The 15,226-nt window shown below is 52.6% G+C and carries 12 protein-coding genes; 9 read left to right on the top strand and 3 right to left on the bottom strand.

The genetic code is table 11. The features are described from left to right. Positions 1-19: 19 nt before the first annotated feature. A complete protein-coding gene (gene typA / locus A8O25_RS18800) occupies positions 20-1,825 on the bottom strand; it encodes a translational GTPase TypA (RefSeq protein WP_066838244.1) in 1,806 nt (601 codons plus the stop codon). A gap of 228 nt (positions 1,826-2,053) precedes the next feature. On the opposite strand from typA, the gene msrB reads away from it, so the two are divergent. From msrB to metG, 9 genes are all read left to right on the top strand, one after another. Further along, on the top strand, positions 2,054-2,563 hold the full coding sequence (gene msrB, locus A8O25_RS18795) for a peptide-methionine (R)-S-oxide reductase MsrB (RefSeq protein WP_074987998.1): 510 nt from the start codon (positions 2,054-2,056) through the stop codon (positions 2,561-2,563). A gap of 196 nt (positions 2,564-2,759) precedes the next feature. Then, on the top strand, positions 2,760-3,539 hold the full coding sequence (locus tag A8O25_RS18790; protein ID WP_066838243.1) for a DUF3050 domain-containing protein: 780 nt from the start codon (positions 2,760-2,762) through the stop codon (positions 3,537-3,539). Between the two features lie 69 nt (positions 3,540-3,608). Then, positions 3,609-3,914 carry a hypothetical protein gene (locus tag A8O25_RS18785; RefSeq protein WP_082893755.1) on the top strand — a complete coding sequence of 102 codons (306 nt, stop codon included), beginning with the start codon at positions 3,609-3,611 and terminating at the stop codon, positions 3,912-3,914. 75 nt (positions 3,915-3,989) lie between these two features. Next, positions 3,990-4,286 (top strand): hypothetical protein, encoded by a 297-nt coding sequence (locus tag A8O25_RS18780; protein ID WP_153042831.1) that lies wholly within the window; start codon positions 3,990-3,992, stop codon positions 4,284-4,286. A 230-nt stretch (positions 4,287-4,516) separates the two neighbouring features. Beyond that, the gene (locus A8O25_RS18775; RefSeq protein ID WP_161947792.1) at positions 4,517-7,228 is read left to right on the top strand and encodes a TonB-dependent receptor; all 2,712 of its coding nucleotides are present in this window, start codon (positions 4,517-4,519) and stop codon (positions 7,226-7,228) included. A 9-nt stretch (positions 7,229-7,237) separates the two neighbouring features. Beyond that, the gene (locus A8O25_RS18770; RefSeq protein WP_082893753.1) at positions 7,238-8,539 is read left to right on the top strand and encodes a DUF4876 domain-containing protein; all 1,302 of its coding nucleotides are present in this window, start codon (positions 7,238-7,240) and stop codon (positions 8,537-8,539) included. A gap of 41 nt (positions 8,540-8,580) precedes the next feature. Then, the gene (locus A8O25_RS18765; RefSeq protein WP_153042830.1) at positions 8,581-10,068 is read left to right on the top strand and encodes a DUF6850 family outer membrane beta-barrel protein; all 1,488 of its coding nucleotides are present in this window, start codon (positions 8,581-8,583) and stop codon (positions 10,066-10,068) included. Positions 10,069-10,211: 143 nt separating this feature from the next. Further along, a complete protein-coding gene (locus A8O25_RS18760) occupies positions 10,212-11,342 on the top strand; it encodes a cytochrome-c peroxidase (RefSeq protein ID WP_206598706.1) in 1,131 nt (376 codons plus the stop codon). Between the two features lie 353 nt (positions 11,343-11,695). Further along, positions 11,696-13,741, top strand: coding sequence for a methionine--tRNA ligase (metG, locus tag A8O25_RS18755; protein ID WP_066838234.1), 2,046 nt, complete (start codon positions 11,696-11,698; stop codon positions 13,739-13,741). Positions 13,742-14,030: 289 nt separating this feature from the next. Here the strand turns inward: metG and A8O25_RS18750 are convergent, their stop codons facing one another. Both A8O25_RS18750 and A8O25_RS24400 read right to left on the bottom strand, forming a co-directional pair. Then, positions 14,031-15,002: an NAD(P)H-quinone oxidoreductase gene (locus A8O25_RS18750; RefSeq protein WP_066838233.1), complete on the bottom strand. Its 972-nt coding sequence runs from the start codon at positions 15,000-15,002 to the stop codon at positions 14,031-14,033. A gap of 67 nt (positions 15,003-15,069) precedes the next feature. Then, positions 15,070-15,216: a beta-propeller fold lactonase family protein gene (locus tag A8O25_RS24400; RefSeq protein ID WP_420911795.1), complete on the bottom strand. Its 147-nt coding sequence runs from the start codon at positions 15,214-15,216 to the stop codon at positions 15,070-15,072. Between the last annotated feature and the right edge of the window lie 10 nt (positions 15,217-15,226).

Here is a 15,226-nt window from a genome sequence, read left to right as displayed (position 1 = left end):
CTTTTATGAAAGATCAGAATTAACCTTGGGAGTTTCCGTAGCGCTTGCGCTCGTTCTCATCTAGGTAAATTTTACGCATTCTAATGCTCTTAGGCGTGATCTCCAACAGCTCATCTTTCTGGATGTACTCCATGGCTTCCTCCAGTGAGAATTGCTTCTTAGGAACAATCTTCACGTTGTTGTCAGAGCCTGAGGCACGCATGTTGGTCAGCTGCTTTCCTTTCTGGATGTTCACGGTCAGGTCATTCTGGCGGGAGTGCTCCCCAATCACCATACCCATGTACACATCTTCGCCCGGCTCCACAAAGAACACGCCTCTGTCCTGCAGTTTGTCAATAGAGTACGCCGTTCCAGGGCCTGTCTCCATGGCAATCAAAGAACCGTTGATACGGCCCGGGATAGTGCCTTTGAAGGGCTCATAGGCTATAAAGCGGTGGTTCATGATGGCTTCACCGGCTGTAGCGGTCAAGACGTTGTTCCGCAGGCCAATCAAACCGCGTGACGGAATGTTGAACTCCAGGTGTTGCAAGTCGCCTTTTGGCTCCATGATCAGAAGGTCACCTTTACGCTGGGTTACCAGTTCAATCACTTTACCGGCAGATTCCTCAGGAACGTCTACCACCAGGTGCTCCATTGGCTCCATTTTCTGGCCGTTCTCTTCTTTGAAGATTACCTGCGGCTGACCTACCTGTAACTCATAGCCTTCGCGGCGCATGGTTTCAATCAGTACAGACAAGTGAAGGATACCGCGGCCGTATACCAGGAACGTATCTTCTTTGTCGGTTTCATCTACGCGCAGGGCCAGGTTTTTCTCCATCTCTTTGTACAGACGGTCACGCAGGTGACGAGACGTTACAAACTTGCCCTCTTTCCCAAAGAAAGGAGAGTTGTTGATGGTGAACAACATGTTCATGGTAGGCTCGTCAATGGCGATGCGCTCCAACGGCTCAGGATTTTCGAAGTCAGCGAGGGTATCACCAATCTCAAAACCTTCAATACCGGTTACGGCGCAGATCTCGCCGGCAGAAACAGATTCTACCTTTACGCGGCCCAGGCCTTCAAAAACCTGCAGTTCTTTGATTTTTACTTTCTTGATAGAACCGTCACGCTTGCAAAGGCTCATGTTGGCACCTTCTTGCAGGGTGCCGCGTTTTACGCGCCCAATGGCGATCCGGCCTACAAAAGAAGAGTAGTCCAGAGAAGTGATCTGCATCTGCGGCGTTCCTTCTTCAGAAGGGGCCGGGGGGATCACCTCAATGATCGCATCTAAAAGAGGCGTGATGTTGTCGGTTGGGTGTTGCCAGTCAGTGCTCATCCAGCCGTGTTTGCTGGAGCCGTACAGGGTCACAAAGTCTAGCTGGTCTTCAGTGGCGTCCAGGTTGAACATCAGGTCGAACACCATTTCGTGTACTTCGTCTGGGCGGCAGTTTTCTTTGTCCACTTTGTTGACTACCACAATCGGCTTCAGGCCTAATTGTATGGCTTTGCCTAGCACGAAGCGGGTCTGGGGCATGGGGCCTTCAAAAGCATCTACCAGCAACAGAACGCCGTCGGCCATTTTCAGCACGCGCTCCACTTCACCTCCAAAGTCGGCGTGACCGGGGGTGTCAATGATGTTGATTTTTACGTCTTTGTAACGTACAGATACGTTTTTAGAAACGATGGTGATGCCGCGCTCCCGCTCCAGGTCGTTGTTGTCCAGGATCAGGTCGTCAAACTGTTGGTGCGCGTCAAATATCTTTGAGGCGTGGATGATCTTGTCTACCAGCGTGGTTTTACCGTGGTCCACGTGGGCAATAATCGCGATGTTGCGGATACTTTGCATTCAGAGGTTGTTTTCAGCCCGCAAAGGTAGGGTTTTTCTGATGCTTTTCTATATTAAATAAATAAAAAGCCTTTGACCCAGTTACTTACGGGATTCCTTGTGTTGGGTATAACAGCCTGAGCGGGAGGTAAGTTCCTGAGGGTGCCCCGTGTGCCCTTCTTCTCTGCGCCGGTGGCAGAGGTTTCTGCGTATAGTAGGGGCAACGTTTCCCTGGCCGGCCGACCTCATATGAAACCATTCCCCTCTCTCCTCCTGCTCCTTTGGTTAGGCACCGCAATAGGCTGCACCCTGAACGCCAAAACCGCCCCCCTGCCTTTGGCGGCCGTTCCCGCAAGAACGGTCTTTGGGGACACGCTCTCCAGAACAGAGGAGTACTGGCGGCAGACCCTGACCCCAGAACAGTTTTTTGTACTGCGCGAGAAGGGGACTGAGCGGCCCTTCTCCGGTCAGTACCACGCGCACCAGGCGCAGGGAATGTACCACTGTGCGGGATGCGGGCAAGCCCTGTTCAGCTCTGAGGCCAAGTTTGACTCTGGTACCGGCTGGCCCAGTTTTTTCACCCCCGTTAGCGCTGCTGCAGTACGCCAGGAGCTGGATACCAGTGCGGGCGTAGAGCAGGTTGAGGTGCTCTGCCGCTCCTGCGGCGGCCACCTGGGGCACGTGTTTGCAGACGGTCCCAAGCCCACCGGGTTGCGCTACTGCCTTAACTCTTCGGCATTGGCCTTTGTAAAGCGGTAATGCTGCGTTTTTGGCTTGTTTTTCAAAAAACAGGTCAGAAACGAAAAGTCTGGTTTTACGTATTTTATTATCCAGAATAGCAGGCGCGGGTGCAGACCGGGAGGAGGAGGTTACAGTATATGGTTACTTTCATTTCCTTTCGTTATCTTTCGAGCACAATTCATATTCTGGGCCCAATCCAGAACTTTTTGATCCCATGCCCATCAACCAGAAGAGAATACAGTGGCTGCAGCAGGAGCTGAGGCCACACCGCGAGGCGCTCATGCAGCACCAACTGTACCAGAACGTGCAGACGCTGGCCAGTCTGCGCACGTTTATGGAACACCACGTTTTTGCCGTTTGGGACTTCATGAGCCTTTTGAAAAGCCTGCAACGCCACCTTACCTGCGTAGAAGTGCCCTGGACCCCGCATGGCAACCCCGGCAACCGCCGCCTGATCAATGAGATTGTGCTGGAAGAGGAGACAGATGTAGATGTAGACGGGCAGCCCATCAGCCACTTTGAGTTATACGTGCGCGCCATGGAGGAATGCGGCGCAGACACCCAGGTCATTAATGATTTTATCAAGGGGCTGCAGCAGGGGAAAGCCGTGTACACCATGCTGGAAAACCTGCCGGTGCCCGGCAATACCCAGGATTTTGTGAAGCACACGTTCCAGATCATTCAGAGCGGGCAGGCGCACCGTATTGCCGCCGCCTTCACCTTTGGGCGCGAAGATGTGATTCCAGACATGTTCCGGTGCCTGATCAGTGACCTGGGCAGACGCTACCCGGGTACGTTAGACACTTACCAGTACTACATAGAGCGCCACATTCACCTGGATGACGAGGTGCATTCGCCGCTGGCCATGCAGATGGTCTCTGTGCTCTGCGGTGATGATGACCAGAAATGGGACGAGTGTCTGGAGGAGGCAGTGGCCTGCCACCGTATGCGCCTCCGCCTCTGGGACGGGATCTGCCTGCAGGTCTGCCAGTAAGCCAGTCTCATATCTTTTGCCCGTAAGTTGACGTAAAGTAGAGGCACAGACCTTAACACTACTACAACTATGGATGCAGAGAACTTAAGCTCCAACAGCGAGAACATTGAAAACACCGGATTCCTCATTTTAAAGGCTTTTAAAGAGAAAGGCACCAAGGCCAATGAGGTTTTGGAATGGACGGAGATCTACCCGTTCCTGCACCAGGAGGATGAGAAGTACCATTACAAAGATGTGCAGAAGCGCGCTGAAGAGCACTTGCGCAACCAGGGGTATGCCATTCCTGATCCGGCCGGTCTGCTCCTCACCGAAGTAGGCTACCGGGCTGTGCAGGAGTTTGACGGCAAAGACCTTAGCCAAAGCAATGCCCGCTAAGCGGAAAAAGGAGGGGACGGTATGGAGACGTTTTGGAGCAGTTTTTGGAAAAACAGGCAGAAAACAGGAGCCGCGGTGATAGGCTGGTTAGGGCTGGGGCTGGCCGTGGCCTGTACCTCTGCCCGGGACAACCCTGTGCTGGAGAGCCCTGAGCCGCAACGGGTGTACCGGGCCACCCCCACTGTGCGGGACATGAACGAGCAGTCCAGTGATTTTAACCGCAAGCAGAACATTGAGAACCGCGACCCTAATGCGCCGGCCAATGAACCGCCGGCCGTTCGGAGCCAGCAGATACTGCCCGGTAGACAACCGGTGCGGGTAGACACGGCCTCTACCCGCACCCACAGAGATACCCTGAGGCGGAGGCAGTAGCCTTCTGTTTTGGGCCTGGTTTGGCAAAAACAGCCTGGAAACGCCCCTGCGGCTTCTTATAGCAAGAGCGCAGGGGCGTTTCTGTTGGGGTTACTTTCAGGATTTTTCTTAAAATGTTTCTACGGTTATTTATTTTTAATCTAAATAATTCTTGTTTAGAAATATTCTAAACAATAGGTTTGTGGCATCAAACAATCTCAGTTACCGTGTTGCCACGCTTCTCTCTGTACTTGTGGGTCATTAGTTTGCTTCTCGCCTTTGGGGCGGGAGCAGGGGTAAGCCATGCCCAGACCAGGATACAAGGCACCGTGCTGGATGCTGAAAAGAATGCCCTCCCGTTTGCCAGAATCCAGCTGGTGGAACCGCACCTCTTCATGGGCACCAATGAGAAAGGGGAGTTCAGTTACACCCTGCCTCCAGACCAGACCTATACCCAGGTAACGGTGGTAGCCGGGTTTGTGGGCAAAAAAGAAATGCGCCAGGTGGTGTCTCTGGTGAGAAACCAAACGGCCACTGTCTCTTTTGTGCTGGAAGACAATAACCTGTACCTGAATGAAGTGGAGATTAACGCCCTGCGGGTGCACACCACCAACTCCAACTCGTCTATTGTTATTGGACAGAACGCCATTGAGCAGATCCAGCCTTACAGCTTGTCTGATATTCTGCTCAACCTGCTGCCGGGGCAAACTATTCTGAACCCAGATCTGCAATCAGCAAAAGCCATTAACCTCAGGAGCGTCTCCACGGGCAACCATGCGCTGAACAACCAGTTCGGGACCAGCATTGTCTTAGACGGGGAGGCCTTGTCTAATAATGCCAACCTGCAGACGGCTTTCTCCGGGAAAAGTGGACTGTTGGGGCAAATCAATGCGGGTAGCTATGGTTCTGGGGACTATACTTTCAGTTCTGTAGACCTGCGTCAGATCCCGGCCAGCAATATTGAGAAGATAGAGGTCATACAAGGTGTGGCTTCGGCTAAGTATGGAGATATGGGTTCTGGGGCTATTATCATTGATCGCAAAGCCGGGGTGTCACCCTGGAATATCTCAGCTAGAATCCAAAACGGGACCAACAACTTTTCACTAGACAAAGGGTTTGCTTTGGGCCCCAAAGCCGGCGCTCTAAATGTGTCACTAGATTACTTAGACGCTGCCCCTAGTACAACCAATAAGTTAAAGTCATACAGCCGCGTCTCTACTGGAGTGCTGTGGACTACCTATTTGAACAAAGCCCGTACTGTAAGCAGTAACTTTGGAGTAGATTTTTCTACCAATCTTGACGATTGGAAAAACGAACCAGATGACCCTACCCGTAAGGTAAAGGCCGAGAATTCTAATGTGCGGGTAAGTTACCGGGGAAGTTGGCGTGCTGAGAATGCGCGGTTGTTTGATCAACTTACCTACAGCTTTTCTTACAGCAATACCAGACAATACAGCTATGAGTCCTGGTATCTGAACCAAGGGGTAAAACCCGCCCCAATCTCAGCCGAGGAAGGCGTATTTGAGGGGATCTATACCTACCCTAACTATCAAGCAGAAACAGCTATATACGGCAATCCTGTGCGGTGGAGCGGCAGTCTTAATGCAGTGCGAACAGCGCAAACAGGTCCTGTGCGACATGCCATTTCATTTGGTTTGAACTACAGCCGGGAGACCAACCGCACCAGAGGGGAAGACACAGACCCATACCGCCCCCGTTGGTCCAGCACCAGTGACAGGTTTTATGGGCGGGACTATGACTTTTACCACACGCCGGTATTGAACAATGTGGGCGTTTATCTGGAAGACAGAATCAGCACTACATTGTGGGGAAGAGAATGGAGCACATCTTTAGGTTTGCGAGGCGATAAACAGTTTCAGTATTTCTCCCTGTCACCACGCTTAAGTACTACTCTGGAATTAACGCCGACCCTGATGTTGAATGCGGCTTATGGTTTAGCTACTAAGTCTCCAGGGCTGGTGCACTTGCAGCCTAAGCCCATTTATCATGATTTCCCGCTCATTAACCATTACACCAATAATTATAGAGAGAACTTATTTTTGGTCTATACCGCAGTGATTGTACCAGACAACAGTGCCCTGCAAGCCATGAAGACGCAACATCTAGAAATGGGGCTGAGCTACCGTAAGCAGTTGTTTAATGTGTCACTCACAGGTTTTCATAAAAGAACCTCTGGCGGCTTTGATGCCAATAAAAAGGTCAGGTTAGTTGACGTGCCTCAATACCACATTATTGAGGCCAGACCAGATGAAAGACCAATTTACGGGCCTACTGGTAACCATTTGGAAGGTTTTGGCTTCTACTCCCAGTTTGCCAACGCTTTGTCCTCAAAAGATTATGGTCTGGAACTGATGGTGGGCACGGCCAAGATTAGGGCGTTGCAAACTTCCTTTAACCTTTCTACTTCTTTATATTATTCAGAGGCTACCAACCCTTCACTGGAAGTAGCAGAGCCAACAGAATGGCAATATGAGAAGAAAGCGCTGGTGGGGGTGTTTACAAACCCTCACTCCAGTGGGCTGGAATCTATTACAACCGTTTCTTCCAGCCATCATATCTCGCGGCTGGGTTTGCTGGTAAATCTCCGGACCCAGATTTTCTGGGATAAGTGGACCAGGAACAGTGCAAATAATATTTACCCCGTGGCCTACTATGATATCAATGGGCAATACTATACAATTCCTGAGGCCGAGCAAACCAGCCCAGAATACGCCCACTTGGTGAAAGATGAGAGCGCCGCCGGAATGCTGCACCAGAAACGCATCTACTCCAACTACCACTTAAAGCTGAGTAAAGAGGTGCGAAACGTGTTTCGGCTTTCTTTTTATGCTAATAATTTCCTCAATTACCGGCCAGAGTACTATGATACCAAGGCCAGGGAACGCAGAATCTTAAACCAAGCCCCGGCCTTTGGAATGGAGGTGAGGCTCACCCTTAAATAATTTTATGCTATGAAAAGAATACTCCCATTCGTGGTTCTGTTAATGCCACTGTTGTTCTTAGCCTGTGAGGAAGATGATTCCCCCCTCGTGCAGCCTGTTTCATTTGAAGTAGTGGTGAAATATTCCAGTACTTATGGGAACCAGACGGCGTCAAACATAAAGGTGAAAGCGTTGAACCTAGACAGTAAAATAGCCACCGAAGCAACCACTAATGCTATTGGAGTGGCTAATTTTGAGAATCTGCCCGTGGGGGTGTATGACATCTCTGTAAGTCAGACATATAGTCCTGCCCAGTTCTTAGAGTTTTCAGGACAAACTGTAGAAAATGATGTGGTGTTTAATGCTACTCTTACCAATCAAACCATTAATGTAGCGGCAACTAAGCGGTTTGAGCTGGAACTGGCTTCATCACCCGTGGGGAATCTGGTGATCAAGCAGGTGTATTTTGCTGGCTCAGATGCAAAAGACGGAGCCTTGTTCAGAGACCAGTTCATAGAAATTCATAATAACTCTGACCAGGTACAATATGCAGATGGAATATGCTTTGGGCAAGTTCTTGGGAAAGGCGGGACCGTGAAAGTAGACCCTATGTATTTACAGGAGAATGGGCAGTATGACTGGTCTAAGTCCTTAGGCATGACGGTAGGCAATAGGGCGAACACAGATTTTGTCTACATGGAGAGTCTGTTCCAGATTCCGGGTACCGGAACGCAATACCCAATCCAACCGGGCCAGAGCATTGTCATAGCGCAGAATGCCTTGAACCACAAGGCTCCCTACCAGGACCAGGCTGGGAAAACAATAACACCAATCAACCCAGATTTAACGGTTGATTTAAGTGGGGCAGATTTTGAGGCTTTTTATGGCAGCACCCAAGCCTCTGATATCAATAACCCAGCCGTGCCCAATTTAATTCTGCTTCATACCTATGGCAAGGACATGCTTTTTGACAACCCAGGCAGAGATGCCTATGTGCTTATAAAAAAAGACCCGGGTGTGGCTTCGTTGCCAAAGTTCCCAACTCCTGATAAGACTACCATTACCTCTGCCACAACACTGTATTACCAGGTGCCCGTAGACTGGGTACTTGATGCGGTAGAGGTTCAGGAAAGCAGCACTAAGCTCCTTCCTAAGAAACTGCCAAATGCGCTAGATGCCGGTTATACCTATGTTCCGTTAGGTAAGTATTCTTCCCAATCAGTGATCCGGAAAGTAGCCAAGACCTTCAACGGCCGGGTTATTCTGCAAGATACCAACAACTCCACCAATGACTTTAGGCCTTTAGACCGGGCCAACCCTAAAGGATTCTAATGCGCTTTCTGATTTCTTTTTCATTTGTTCTGTTACCCTTTATGGCGGTAAGGGCACAGCAGGCTGGTTCTATCCAGAGTCAGCCTGACTCTGCTTTTTTCCCGTCTTTGGGTATTTTTCAACAGCGGCTTTTTTCTTTTTATGAGCAGACGCCGGGGCAGGTGCTGTTTCACCCCTCCTCGGGCTACAGCCTGAGCCAGTTAGAGATGGCCCGCAGCCAAGGCAACTGGCGCACACTGCAACAGCCTGAGAAAAGTACCAAATACCAGATTTCCTCCACAGGTGTGAGCCAGGTAAATCAATTCAAGGTGTGGGGAGACTTTCGTTATACCCGCCGGCAGGAAGACAGCGTGGGCTGGCGTCTGCGGCCTGAGCAGAATGATGTGAGCCCCTATTATCTGGCCAACATACAACCAGGTAATTGGGACACGCATGATTATCAACTGAAAGGGGCAGCCGGAGTGCGGGTAAGTGATCACATACTTCTGGTGGCGGGGGCAAGGCTGCAGACGGGCACCTACGGGCGGTACAATGACCCAAGGCCAGAAATTTCAAGGTACAGGTTGCGGTTAGAAGGCGGGATAGGGTACAGCATCTCCTCAGCTAGCCTTGTGCTGTCTGGTATTTACGGGTATGGGGAAGAAACAAACAAGGTGAGCTATCAGAACCAGATGAACCGTTCTGAAGGCAGGCCCACCTACACCGCACAAGATGTGATGGGGTACGGCTTCTACCGGGTGGTGACTGAAACCGGTATCAACCTGCGCGAAGATCTGAAAATAAAAGGTGCCGCCGCAGTGGTGCAGGTGGGTAACATAAATGTGACCTATATGTACCAGCAGAAAGAAAGGGATTATTCCCGTGAGATCCCTGTTTCTGGAGACATAAGTCCTTATAGCCCTATTGGCGATGTCACCCAAAATGAACATTGTTTGGTGAGTAGTTACCAGTGGGGAAAAACAGCTGTACAGCGGCTGGCGGGGCTAGAGTTTCAATCTGTTTCAGTGAAAGACTTTAACCGCCGCATCATCCAGGGCAACAACTACCTGGGTACGCACCGCACGGCCACGCTGTCTTATGATGAGAAACGGCCCGCCTGGGAGTACGGCCTGTCACTGAACCTGCGGCGAGATTCCAGAAAAGACGGCACGGCCGCGGTTAATTACCTGGTGCAAACGGCCCGCCTGCAAGCGGAAGCCAGCAAAAGAATCAATGTAGGGGGCAATTTTCTGCAAGTGAACGGCCACGTGGGCTACAGGACAGATGTAGGCTCCAAACTCACCATTGGCAGCCAGTACAATGAGTTCATGCGCGGCGTGGTGCTGCCAGATTTTGCTTATTACAGCAGCGGTTTGCTGGAGCCGGGCATGGGCCTGGGGTACGGCGTGAAAGTGAAGAATGTGTTGTTAGTGCCTACGCTGGGCTACCAGTGGCAGAAGCCGATGTCGGTGAAGGCCGTGCCCGGGACCGCTTACCAGCTGGGCCAAACCAGAAGCACCTACTGGGTGCAGCTGAACGTGCACCTGTAAGAAAGACGGTTTCCGTTTGCCTGTTTTTCGAAAACTAGGCCAAAAACGGGAGCAGGCATAAAATAGAGGCGGCCCGCGCGGCCCTCAGAAATTCAAGGAAATCGGTCCTTAAAAGGGCCAGCAATATAGTTATGAAAATACGCGTGAAGCTTTTGCTTGTTCTCTTGTCAGGGGTACTGTTTGCCGCCTCGGCGTTTGTGACAGTTTCAGACCAACCTTTTACCTTGGAGCAACTCCGTCAGCTCTACAGCCAGCCCACCAGCCAATGGCCTAAACCTGATGTAGATCCAGGCATCCAGAACTTCCGGGAACTGGGCCCGCGGCCTGATCCTAAATTCCCGAAGGACAACCCGTACTCAGAGAAGAAAGCCGAGCTGGGTAAGCTGCTGTTCTTTGACCCCCGCTTGTCTGTGAGCGGGCAGATTGCCTGCGCCTCCTGCCATGAGCCGCAGTTGGGCTGGGGTGACGGCAAACAGGTGTCTCTGGGCCATGACCGGCAGCCCGGCAAGCGCAACGCCATGACCCTGCTCAACGTCTGGAACGCCGAGCAGCTGTTCTGGGACGGCCGCGCCAACAGCCTGGAGCACCAGATGCGGTTTCCGTTGCAGGACAGGGTGGAGATGAACCATGAGCTGGCCCAGATGGAGAAGAACCTGAACAAAATAAAAGGGTACCAGGTGCTGTTCAAAGAAGTCTTCGGGAAGGAGAAATTCACTATGCAGGAAATTGCGCAGGCCCTGACCACCTTTGAACGCACCATCGTGAGCCGCAAAAGCCGCTTCGACCGTTTCCTGGAAGGCAAAAAAAATGAACTCACCGATCTGGAGATCAAAGGCCTGCACCTGTTTAGAACCAAGGCCCGCTGCATCAACTGCCACAACGGCCCGCTGTTCACAGACAACCAGTTCCACAACGTGGGGCTTACCTACTACGGCCGCAAATACGAAGACCTGGGCCGCTACCACGTGACCAAACGCGCCGAAGACGTGGGTAAATTCCGGACGCCCTCTTTGCGTGATGTGGCCTATTCCGCCCCGTACTTCCACAACGGGCTTTTCCCCACCCTGGAGGGGGCCCTGAACATGTACAACGCCGGCATGCCCAACCTCCAACCCAAAACTGACGCCGAGAAAGCCGACACGCTGTTCCCCAAAACCTCCCCGCACTTAAAGCCGCTGGGCCTCACCGAAGAAGAGAAACAGGCGGTGCTGGCGTTTCTGGGCGCCATTTCCTCGGTGCAGCAGCGCATTGCCCAACCGGAGCTTCCGCAGTAATTTTGCAGATGTTCTAACCGGCGTTTAGCGACTCTTTTTCTCAAATCAGGCCTAAACTGGAATCCAGCTTTTGCCCTGGCGCGAGTCTCCAGACTTGTGCCGATAGGTAGGTGGAGTCTCCAGACTCCACTTGCGCACATGCTCGGCTCATGGTTCCCGGCGAGCCTGGAGACTCGCTTCATCCTTTGTCACGAGACAAAAGTCTCGCGCCAGGAATGAGAAGAAAGGTGTAGGTGGTTTCGGTCTGGTTTGGCGAAAACAGGTCAAAAACGCTTTACCAGAAACTCCCCTCTCCGTGGGAGAGGGGCAGGGGGTGAGGTTTTTCGTTATATTCGCACCGTAATTCACATCCCATGGCTGAAACTACCTATCCCCAGAGATATACCTTAACCGCCGCGCTGCCCTACGCCAACGGCCCCGTACACATTGGGCATTTGGCGGGCGTGTACATCCCGGCAGACATTTACGCCCGTTACCTGCGTTCGCGCGGGCGCGACGTCAAGTTTGTCTGCGGGTCAGATGAGCACGGCGTTCCCATTACCATCCGGGCCAAGAAAGAAGGCATCACGCCGCAGCAGGCCGTTGACAAATACCACGAGCTCATCAAGCAGAGCTTCGCAGACTTCAATATTTCCTTCGATATCTATTCCCGCACCTCGTCTAAAACACACGCCGAGGTTTCCTCGGGTTTCTTCCTGAAACTCTACAACGAAGGCAAGTTCATAGAGCAGACCACCCAGCAGTACTATGATGAGAAAGCCCAGCAGTTCCTTGCAGACCGTTACATTGTGGGCACCTGCCCCAAATGCGGCAACGAGAACGCCTACGGCGACCAGTGCGAAAGCTGCGGCACGTCCCTCAACGCCACCGACCTCATCAGCCCGAAAAGTACCCTGAGCGGCGAGCCGCCCGTGCTGCGCGAAACCAAGCACTGGTACCTGCCTTTAGACCAATATGAAGCCTGGCTGCGCGAATGGATTGTGGAAGGCCATAAATCTGACTGGAAAACTAATGTTTACGGCCAGTGCAAAAGCTGGATTGACCAAGGCCTGCAACCTCGTGCGGTGACAAGGGATTTAGATTGGGGCGTGCCCGTGCCCGTAGAAGGCGCCGAAGGGAAAGTGCTCTACGTGTGGTTCGATGCGCCCATCGGCTACATCTCGGCTACCAAAGACTTGACCCCAGACTGGGAACTGTACTGGAAAGACCAGGGCACCAAGCTGGTACACTTTATTGGCAAAGACAACATTGTGTTCCACTGCATCATTTTCCCGGCCATGCTCAAGGCCCACGGCGATTATGTGCTCCCCGACAACGTGCCCGCCAACGAATTCCTGAACCTGGAAGGCAACAAAATCTCCACCTCGCGCAACTGGGCCGTTTGGCTGCATGAATATTTAGAGGAACTGCCCGGCAAAGCCGATGTACTGCGTTACGTGCTCTGCGCCAACGCCCCCGAGACCAAAGACAACGACTTCACCTGGAAAGATTTTCAGGCAAGAAACAACAACGAGCTGCTCGCCATCTTCGGGAATTTCATTAACCGCGCGGTGGTGCTCACGCATAAATATTACCAGGGCGCCGTTCCGCAACGCGGCGAGTTGACGGACTTTGACCAGGAAGTGCTGGCACAACTGGCCGGGTTCCCCGAGAAAATTGCTGCCTCTTTAGAGCAGTACCGTTTCAAAGAAGCTTTGGGCGAACTCATGAACCTGGCCCGCCTGGGCAACAAATACCTGGCAGACACCGAGCCCTGGAAACTCATCAAAACCGATGCCGCGCGCGTGGAAACCATCATGAACATCGCGCTGCAGATTTCGGGTAGTCTGGCTATTCTGGCAGAGCCGTTTCTGCCGCAAACCGCTGCTAAACTGGCGGCCATGCTCCACTACACCCCGGGCAAATGGGACGAGGCGGGCTCACCTGACTTGCTTCCGGCCGGGCACACCATCGGCGAGGCCGCGCTGTTGTTTGAGAAGATTGAAGACGCCGTGATTGAGGCCCAGGTGCAGAAACTGCTGGACACCAAGAAAGCCAATGAGATAGCCAACGCTGTGGCGGCCCCGGCCAAAGAGAACATCACCTTTGAGGATTTCTCTAAAATTGACATCCGCATCGGTACTATTCTGGAGGCCGAGAAAGTAGCCAAAACCAAGAAACTCCTCAAACTGAAGGTGGACACCGGCCTTGACCAGCGCACCATTGTGAGCGGCATCGCCGAGCACTTCAACCCCGAGGAAATTATTGGTCAGCAAGTAAGCGTGTTGGTAAACCTCGCGCCGCGCGAAATCAAAGGTATTGTGAGCCAGGGCATGCTGCTCATGGCCGAGAACGCAGATGGCTCTCTGGCCTTTATGCAACCGTCTAAGCCCGTGGTGAACGGCGGGGGCGTTTCTTAGGAATTGAGAATTAAGAATAAAGAATGGAGTGACGTTTTGGGGCCGTTTTTTTGAAAACAGCCCCAAAACAGAAAACAGAAAAGCCTCACTGGTTTCTTTACCAGTGAGGCTTTTTTTCCTTTTACTGTCCTCCTGAAAGGATCTTGTGGGCGAACGGTAATAGCGCTTACTACAACGCTTTTCTAGTTCGCCCATAAGGTCCTTTCAAAATGACAAAAGGGAGTGGACGGGGCAAGGCGATTTTATTGGGTGGTCAGTGATTTCCAAGGAGTCACTTTTAATTCCTTTCTCAATCCACTAGTAGCACAATCTTCCCAATATGAGCGCTGCTTTCCATCAAGGTATGGGCCTGGGCGGCTTCTTTCAGGAGGAACGTGTGGGATAGCACCGGCTTGAATTTTTGGGCTTCCAGCAAGGGCCAGACGTGCTGCTCTATCTCTGCGGCCAGGGCGGCTTTGAAATCAGCGTCACGGGGGCGGAGGGTGCTGCCGGTAAGGGTGAGGCGCTTCTGCATGACCTGCATCACATTGAATTCGCCTTTGGCGCCCTGCATGGCGTTGATGAACACCAGGCGGCCGTCTGGGTGGAGCAGGTTCAGGTTCTTGGGAATATAATCGCCGCCTACCATGTCCAGAATCACATCAACGCCCTCGGGTTTCAAGGCTTCCTCAAAATCTTCGGCTTTGTAGTTGATACACCGTTCAGCGCCCAGTTCCTCGCAGGCCCGGCATTTCTCTGCGCTACCCGCCGTGGCGAACACGCGGGCTCCTAGGGCCTTGGCCAGTTGAATGGCCGTGATGCCAATGCCGCTGCTTCCGCCGTGCACCAGAAAGTTCTCCCCGGCCTTCAGCTGCCCCCGTTGGAAGACGTTGTGCCAGACGGTGAACACCGTCTCGGGGAGGGACGCGGCCTCTTCAAAACTCCAGCCTTGGGGCAGGGGCAGGCAGTGGCGGGCATCTACCACCACGTATTCGGCGTAGCCGCCGCCGGGCAAGAGCGCACAGACGGCCTCACCCTTCTGCCAGCGCTCCACGTTTGCCCCGCACGCTTCTATGACACCGGCTATCTCCAAACCCGGAATGTCTGCCGGGGCACCCGCCGGGGGCGGATAATGGCCTTTGCGCTGGGCCACATCCGGCCGATTGATACCGGCGGCGTGGACCTTCACCAACACCTGGTGCGGGGCGGGGGTAGGCGTAGGACGCTCCTGCACTTGCAGAACTTCCGGCGCGCCGGGGGCTGAAATAACCACTGCTTTCATAGGAACCGAAGGAGTAGGTAGATTTGCGTTTAGGGGCTGTTTTTCTAAAAAAAGCCCGAAAACAGGTTTAAGACTTGGGTGTTTCCGGGAAAGCGGGCACCACCTGCACAAACACCGGCGAAGGCAACTCCACTGATTTACCTGTGTAGGTGAGCTTGCCTGTCTGCGGGTCTACTTTAAACGTGGTGATGTTGTTGGAGCGCTGGTTGGCCACCAACAGCGTT

Origin of the sequence: Rufibacter ruber, assembly GCF_001647275.1 — a bacterium.
Lineage (GTDB): Bacteria > Bacteroidota > Bacteroidia > Cytophagales > Hymenobacteraceae > Nibribacter > Nibribacter ruber_C.
This window is presented reverse-complemented; position numbering and strand designations above follow the sequence as displayed.

Excerpts from the sequence above, each read along its gene's own strand:
- typA (WP_066838244.1), bottom strand. The coding sequence starts at position 1,825 with ATGCAAAGTATCCGCAACATCGCGATTATTGCCCACGTGGACCACGGT.
- msrB (WP_074987998.1), top strand. The coding sequence starts at position 2,054 with ATGAAACCATTCCCCTCTCTCCTCCTGCTCCTTTGGTTAGGCACCGCA.
- A8O25_RS18790 (WP_066838243.1), top strand. The coding sequence starts at position 2,760 with ATGCCCATCAACCAGAAGAGAATACAGTGGCTGCAGCAGGAGCTGAGG.
- A8O25_RS18785 (WP_082893755.1), top strand. The coding sequence starts at position 3,609 with ATGGATGCAGAGAACTTAAGCTCCAACAGCGAGAACATTGAAAACACC.
- A8O25_RS18770 (WP_082893753.1), top strand. The coding sequence starts at position 7,238 with ATGAAAAGAATACTCCCATTCGTGGTTCTGTTAATGCCACTGTTGTTC.
- A8O25_RS18765 (WP_153042830.1), top strand. The coding sequence starts at position 8,581 with ATGGCGGTAAGGGCACAGCAGGCTGGTTCTATCCAGAGTCAGCCTGAC.
- metG (WP_066838234.1), top strand. The coding sequence starts at position 11,696 with ATGGCTGAAACTACCTATCCCCAGAGATATACCTTAACCGCCGCGCTG.
- A8O25_RS18750 (WP_066838233.1), bottom strand. The coding sequence starts at position 15,002 with ATGAAAGCAGTGGTTATTTCAGCCCCCGGCGCGCCGGAAGTTCTGCAA.